The organism is Streptomyces sp. NPDC038213 (assembly GCF_055600495.1).
The window spans coordinates 20902-27507 of sequence record NZ_JBVJYM010000051.1 but is presented as its reverse complement, the minus strand read 5'-3'; the positions used below and the strand labels follow the sequence as shown (position 1 = coordinate 27507).

7 protein-coding genes are annotated in these 6606 nt (G+C 71.4%); 2 read left to right on the top strand and 5 right to left on the bottom strand.

Annotated features, from left to right (window positions below):
• Nucleotides 1-126 precede the first annotated feature (126 nt).
• Complete coding sequence (locus ACZ7JZ_RS35105; protein ID WP_470946969.1) at nucleotides 127-372, bottom strand: hypothetical protein; 246 nt, start codon at nucleotides 370-372, stop codon at nucleotides 127-129.
• Between the two features lie 161 nt (nucleotides 373-533).
• Nucleotides 534-860 carry a DUF3099 domain-containing protein gene (locus tag ACZ7JZ_RS35100; protein WP_470946967.1) on the bottom strand — a complete coding sequence of 109 codons (327 nt, stop codon included), beginning with the start codon at nucleotides 858-860 and terminating at the stop codon, nucleotides 534-536.
• 181 nt (nucleotides 861-1041) lie between these two features.
• Here ACZ7JZ_RS35100 and ACZ7JZ_RS35095 point away from each other — a divergent pair, with 181 nt between their 5' ends.
• Nucleotides 1042-1317, top strand: a complete 276-nt coding sequence (locus ACZ7JZ_RS35095; protein WP_470946965.1) for a GlsB/YeaQ/YmgE family stress response membrane protein — start codon at nucleotides 1042-1044, stop codon at nucleotides 1315-1317.
• Nucleotides 1318-1432: 115 nt separating this feature from the next.
• Here ACZ7JZ_RS35095 and tyrS read toward each other — a convergent pair whose 3' ends face one another.
• The 3 genes from tyrS to ACZ7JZ_RS35080 all read right to left on the bottom strand — a co-directional run bounded on the left by tyrS (nucleotide 1433) and on the right by ACZ7JZ_RS35080 (nucleotide 5686).
• Nucleotides 1433-2701, bottom strand: a complete 1269-nt coding sequence (gene tyrS, locus ACZ7JZ_RS35090) for a tyrosine--tRNA ligase (protein WP_470946963.1) — start codon at nucleotides 2699-2701, stop codon at nucleotides 1433-1435.
• A gap of 67 nt (nucleotides 2702-2768) precedes the next feature.
• Nucleotides 2769-4163 (bottom strand): metallopeptidase TldD-related protein, encoded by a 1395-nt coding sequence (locus tag ACZ7JZ_RS35085; protein ID WP_470946960.1) that lies wholly within the window; start codon nucleotides 4161-4163, stop codon nucleotides 2769-2771.
• Nucleotides 4163-5686: a TldD/PmbA family protein gene (locus tag ACZ7JZ_RS35080; RefSeq protein ID WP_470946957.1), complete on the bottom strand. Its 1524-nt coding sequence runs from the start codon at nucleotides 5684-5686 to the stop codon at nucleotides 4163-4165. Before ACZ7JZ_RS35080 ends, ACZ7JZ_RS35085 begins: the two co-directional genes overlap by 1 nt.
• 195 nt (nucleotides 5687-5881) lie before the next feature.
• Here ACZ7JZ_RS35080 and fabG point away from each other — a divergent pair, with 195 nt between their 5' ends.
• Nucleotides 5882-6601: a 3-oxoacyl-[acyl-carrier-protein] reductase gene (fabG, locus tag ACZ7JZ_RS35075; RefSeq protein WP_470946954.1), complete on the top strand. Its 720-nt coding sequence runs from the start codon at nucleotides 5882-5884 to the stop codon at nucleotides 6599-6601.
• Nucleotides 6602-6606: the final 5 nt, after the last annotated feature.

The following is a 6606-nucleotide window of genomic DNA, read 5'->3' as shown; positions in this document are numbered from 1 at the left end:
CGCTCAAACGAGCCGAGCATCGCAACGGGACACCACCCGCACCTGACACCGTCACCATCACTCGGCAGGACAGAACTTAAGTCACCAACATTGCGGCTAGGCCGTCTCGGGCCCGCCCCGCGGTGCTCAGGGGGTCCCGGAGCCCTCCGGGGCCTCCCAGTCGGCCAGCAGGACCACGTCCTTCAGGAAACCGCGGACGCCGAGGAACTGCGACAGGTGCTCGCGGTGCTCCTCGCAGGCCAGCCAGGTCTTGCGCCGCTCCGGCGTGTGCAGCTTCGGGTTGTTCCAGGCCAGCACCCATACGGCCGGGGCGCGGCAGCCCTTCGCGGAGCAGACGGGGGCGGTGTTCTCGGTCGGTTCGGGGAAGATCACGGACCCCACCCTAGAACAGCGGACCAGGCCGCCCGGCGGCGGACATGACGACGCCGGGCAGCCACGGGGGGAGCTGCCCGGCGTCGGTCTGTCGCTCCGACGGGGGATGCGGAGCGCGTAGGCAGTATGTCACGGGGAACCGGGTGTGGTGCACCGGAACTTCACGATTGATCTGAGCTTTTCTTGAGGTTGCCCGGCTCCAGCGCGGGCTGCACCGGGGCCGGAATGAAGTGCGAAGGCAGCGAAGGGGCCTGCTCACGGCCCGCATTGGCGATGACCACGGCGATGTACGGGAGCAGGACGCCGGCCGCGAGCGTGACCACCGCGACGGGCCGCTGGACGTTCCACAAGAGCACCGTGGCGATCACCGACAGCGTGCGGATGACCATCGAGATCACGTAGCGGCGCTGGCGGCCGCGTACGTCCTCGGTCAGGCTCTGCCGGGCTCCCGTGATCCGGAAGGCCGTGTCGTCGTTCCGCTTCCACATGGGGATGCACCACCCGATTCCCTCGCCGGACGCTTCCCGGTCCGGACCGTATCCACGGTAGCCCGTGCCCCGCGCACCGCGGCGGGCGGGTGGCCCGGAAGGGGAGCTGTCCGACATGCGGCATTCGCCGGAACGGTTGAAACTGTCCCCACATGCGCAGAGCGCGCCACGAGGAGGCGACATGAGTTGGTTGTGGGCGATCATCGTCGGTCTGGTGCTCGGTCTCATCGCCCGGGCGATCCTGCCGGGCAAGCAGCACCAGCCGCTCTGGCTGACCACCGTCTTCGGCATCCTCGGCAGCGTGCTCGGCAACGCCGTCGCCGGCTGGATCGGCGTGGGCGACACCCGGGGCATCGACTGGACCCGGCACCTCCTCCAGCTCGCGGGCGCAGTGGCGGTCGTGGGACTCGGGGACATGGCCTACATGGCCGTACGGGGCAACAAGAGGACCACGTAGCGGACGCGGCCCCCGGCCCGTACGCCCGTACGCCGGAGGGGCCGGCGCGGGAAGAATCCCGCACCGGCCCCTCCGCCGTACGCGCCCACCGCGGGGGCCGCGGCCCCCGGACGGCTCAGGCGCCCGCGACCTCCACGGCCGCCAGGTTCTTCTTGCCGCGGCGCAGCACCAGCCAGCGCCCGTGCAGCAGGTCCTCCGAGGCCGGGACGGCGTCCTCGGCGGTGATCTTCACGTTGTTCACGTAGGCACCGCCCTCCTTCACCGTCCGGCGCCCGGCCGACTTGCTCGCCACCAGCCCGACCTCGGTGAAGAGGTCCACCACCGGCGCCAGCTCCGCGACCTTCGCGTGCGGCAGCTCGGACAGGGCCGCCGCCAGGGTGGCCTCGTCCAGGTCCGCCAGCTCGCCCTGGCCGAACAGCGCCTTGGAGGCCGCGATCACGGCCGCGCACTGGTCCGCCCCGTGCACCAGGGCCGTCAGCTCCTCCGCCAGCGCCCGCTGGGCCGCACGGGCCTGCGGCCGCTCGGCGGTCTGCGCCTCCAGCTCCTCCAGCTCCGCCCGGGACTTGAAGGACAGGATGCGCATGTACGTCGAGATGTCCCGGTCGTCCACGTTCAGCCAGAACTGGTAGAACGCGTACGGCGTGGTCATCTCCGGGTCCAGCCAGACGGCCCCGCCCTCGGTCTTGCCGAACTTGGTGCCGTCCGACTTCACCATCAGCGGGGTCGCCATCGCGTGCACGACCGCGCCCGGCTCCAGGCGGTGGATCAGGTCGAGGCCCGCGGTCAGGTTGCCCCACTGGTCCGAGCCGCCCTGCTGGAGCACGCAGCCGTACCGCCGGTACAGCTCCAGGAAGTCCATGCCCTGGAGGAGCTGGTAGCTGAACTCGGTGTAGCTGATGCCCTCCTGGGACTCCAGGCGCTTGGCCACCGAGTCCTTGGTCAGCATCTTGTTGACCCGGAAGTGCTTGCCGATGTCCCGCAGGAACTCGATGGCGGACAGGCCCGCCGTCCAGTCCAGGTTGTTGACCATGACCGCGGCGTTGTCGCCCTCGAAGGACAGGAACGGCTCGATCTGCCCCCGCAGCCGGCCCACCCAGTTCGCGACCGTCTCCGGGTCGTTCAGGGTGCGCTCGGCCGTCGGCCGCGGGTCGCCGATCTGGCCCGTGGCCCCGCCGACCAGCGCCAGCGGCCGGTGCCCGGCCTGCTGGAGCCGGCGCACGGTGAGCACCTGCACCAGGTGCCCCACGTGCAGCGAGGCCGCGGTCGGGTCGAAGCCGCAATAGAACGTGACGGGACCGTCCGCGAAGGCCTTGCGCAGGGCCTCTTCGTCGGTGGACTGGGCGAAGAGCCCGCGCCACTTCAGTTCGTCGACGATGTCCGTCACGGTCTCTCGACTCCTTCGGATGGTGTGGATGGCCGTCTGATGGGACGGCCGTCTCAGTCTAGGGCGGTCAGACGCCCTTGCTGACCGAGCTCATGTTGAAGTCCGGGATGCGCAGCGCCGGCATCGCCGCCCGGGTGAACCAGTCGCTCCACTCCCGCGGCAGGGTCTTCTCGGTGCGCCCGGCCTCCGAGGCCCGCGACAGCAGGTCCACCGGGGACTCGTTGAACCGGAAGTTGTTCACCTCGCCCACGACCTCGCCGTCCTCCACCAGGTACACCCCGTCCCGGGTGAGGCCGGTCAGCAGCAGGGTCGCCGGGTCCACCTCGCGGATGTACCAGAGGCAGGTCACCAGCAGGCCCCGGCCCGTCGCGGCGACCATCTCGTCCAGCGACTTCTCGCCGCCCCCGTCGAGGACCAGGTTCCCGATCGAGGGGGCCACCGGCAGCCCGGTCAGGCCCGCGCTGTGCCGGGTCGTGGTCAGGTGCGCCAGCTCACCGCCGCGCATCCACTCGGTGGGCCGCAGCGGCAGCCCGTTGTCGAAGACCGAGGCGTCGTCGCCCGAGCTGTGCGCGATCACGAACGGCGCGGACTCCAGGCCGGGCTCGTTCGGGTCGCTGCGCAGGGTCAGCGGGAGCTGCGCGAGCTTCTCGCCCAGCCGGGTGCCGCCGCCGGGCTTGGAGAAGACCGTGCGGCCCTCCGCCGCGTCCCGGGCCGCGGCCGACCACATCTGGTAGATCAGCAGGTCCGCGACGGCGGTCGGCGGCAGCAGGGTCTCGTACCGCCCGGCCGGGAGCTCGATGCGGCGCTCGGCCCAGCCCAGCCGCTTGGCGAGCTCGGCGTCCAGCGCCGCCGGGTCCACGTCCTTGAAGTCGCGGGTCGATCGGCCCGCCCAGGCGGAGCGCTGCCGGTCGGGGGACTTCGCGTTGAGCTCCAGGGTGCCGTTCGGCTGGTCGTGGCGCAGCCGCAGCCCCGTCGAGGTGCCCACGTACGTGGAGACCATCTCGTGGTTCGCGAAGCCGTACAGCTCGCGGCCGCCCGCGCGGGCCCGGGCGAAGGCCTCGCCGAGGGCCGGGGCGAAATCGGCGAACACGGCCGAGGAGGTCTCGGCGGGCGCGTCCGCGAAGTCCGGGGACGCGGGGGTGCCGGTCACCAGGGGCTGGGCGTCCTCGGCGGGCCCCGCGGTGCGCGCGGCGGCCTCGGCGGCCCGTACGAGCGGCTCCAGGTCCTGCGCGGTCACGGCGGAGCGGGAGACCACGCCCGAGGCGGTGCCCTCCCGGCCGTCCACGGTCGCGATCACGGTGAGGGTGCGGCCGCGGGTGACGCCGTTGGTGGTCAGGGCGTTGCCCGCCCAGCGCAGGTTGGCGGTGGACTGCTCGTCGGCGATGACCACGCAGCCGTCGGCGGTGGACAGTTCGAGCGCGCGCTCGACGATCTCGTGGGGTCGGGTGCGGTGCGTGGACATCAGCGTCCGGCCTCCTGCGTCGTGTTCAGGATGTTGACGTCGCGGAACAGCGCCGACGGGCAGCCGTGCGAGACCGCGGCGACCTGGCCCGGCTGGGCCTTGCCGCAGTTGAAGGCGCCGCCGAGCACGTACGTCTGCGGGCCGCCGACCTTCTCCATGGAGCCCCAGAAGTCGGTCGTCGTCGCCTGGTAGGCGACATCGCGCAGCTGACCGGCCAGCCGGCCGTTCTCGATCCGGAAGAACCGCTGCCCGGTGAACTGGAAGTTGTACCTCTGCATGTCGATCGACCAGGACCGGTCGCCGACCACGTAGATGCCCCGCTCGACCCCGCCGATCAGGTCCTCGGTGGACAGGCCGCCCGGGTCCGGCTGGAGGGAGACGTTGGCCATCCGCTGCACCGGCACGTGCCCGGGGGAGTCGGCGTACGCGCAGCCGTTGGAGCGCTCGAACCCGGTGAGCTTCGCGATCCTCCGGTCGAGCTGGTAGCCGACCAGGGTGCCGTCCTTGACCAGGTCCCAGCTCTGCGCCTCGACGCCCTCGTCGTCGTAGCCGATCGTGGCCAGGCCGTGCTCCGCGGTGCGGTCGCCGGTGACGTTCATGATCGAGGAGCCGTACGTCAGCTTGTTCAGCTGGTCGAAGGTGGCGAAGGAGGTGCCCGCGTACGCGGCCTCGTAGCCCAGCGCCCGGTCCAGCTCGGTGGCGTGGCCGATGGACTCGTGGATCGTCAGCCACAGGTTGGAGGGGTCGACCACCAGGTCGTAGCGGCCCGCCTCCACGCTCGGCGCCCGCATCTTCTCCGCGAGGAGGCCCGGGATCTGCTCCAGCTCGGCGTTCCAGTCCCAGCCGGTGCCCGTCAGGTACTCCCAGCCGCGGCCGGCCGGCGGGGCGATGGTCCGCATCGAGTCGAACTCGCCCGTCTTGCCGTCCACGGCCACGGCCGTCAGCTGCGGGTGGATCCGGACCCGCTGCTGGGTGGTGACCGTACCCGCCGTGTCGGCGTAGAACTTGTTCTCGTGGACGGCCATCAGCGAGGCGTCCACGTGCGCCACCCCGTCGGCGGCGAGCAGCCGGGCGCTCCAGTCGGCGAGCAGCGCCGCCTTCTCCTCGTCCGGGACCTCGAAGGGGTTGACCTCGTACGCGGAGATCCAGGTCTTGTCGGCGTGGACGGGCTCCGGGGCCAGCTCCACGCGCTCGTCCGACCCGGCCGCCGCGATCACCTTCGCGGACAGCTTGGCCATGGCCACGGCCTGCGAGGCGACCTTCGCGGCCCCGTCCATCGTCAGGTCCACGCCGGAGGCGAAGCCCCAGCTCCCGCCGTGCACCACCCGGACCGCGAACCCGAGGTCCGTGGTGTCGGAGGAGCCGGAGGGCTTGGCGTCGCGCAGCCGCCACGAGGCGCTGCGGATCCGCTCCAGCCGGAAATCGGCGTGGTCGGCGCCCAGTGCGCGGGCACGGGCGAGCGCTGCGTCGGCGAGCGCGCGCAGCGGCAGCGCCGTGAACGCGGCGTCGATGGAATGAGGCACGGATGTCTCCCTGCTGTCGGACCGGTCGCTCCGATCATGTCGCGCCGGGGCGGCGAATGCACACCGCTTTCCGTCCGCTTTCTGTAGAGACCCCACAGAGCCGTTCCGAATGCCCTGTCGAGGCCCGATTCTCCGGGGGCCGGGCGGGACCGATAGGTTTTCGGTGGACCAGACAGCTAGGGAAAGGGTGATCGGATGAGCCGCTCGGTTCTCGTCACCGGAGGAAACCGGGGCATCGGCCTCGCCATCGCCCGCGCCTTCGCGGAGGCCGGCGACAAGGTCGCCATCACGTACCGCTCCGGCGAGCCGCCGCAGGCCCTCGCCGAACTCGGTGTCCTCGCCGTGCGCTGCGACATCAACGACACCGAGCAGGTGGAGCAGGCCTACAAGGAGATCGAGGAGAAGCACGGCAACGTGGAGGTGCTGGTGGCCAACGCCGGCATCACCAAGGACCAGCTGCTGATGCGCATGTCCGAGGAGGACTTCACCTCCGTCCTCGACACGAACCTCACCGGCACCTTCCGCGTGGTCAAGCGCGCCAACCGCGGCATGCTCCGCGCCAAGAAGGGCCGCGTCGTCCTCATCTCCTCCGTCGTCGGCCTGCTCGGCTCGGCGGGCCAGGCGAACTACGCCGCCTCCAAGGCCGGCCTGGTCGGCTTCGCCCGCTCCCTCGCCCGCGAGCTGGGGTCCCGGAACATCACCTTCAACGTGGTCGCGCCCGGTTTCGTGGACACCGACATGACGGCGGTCCTCACCGACGAGCAGCGCGCCGGCATCGTCTCGCAGGTCCCCCTCGGCCGCTACGCGCAGCCGCAGGAGATCGCCGCGGCCGTGCGCTTCCTCGCGTCGGACGACGCCTCGTACATCACCGGAGCCGTCATTCCCGTTGACGGCGGATTGGGCATGGGTCACTGATCACC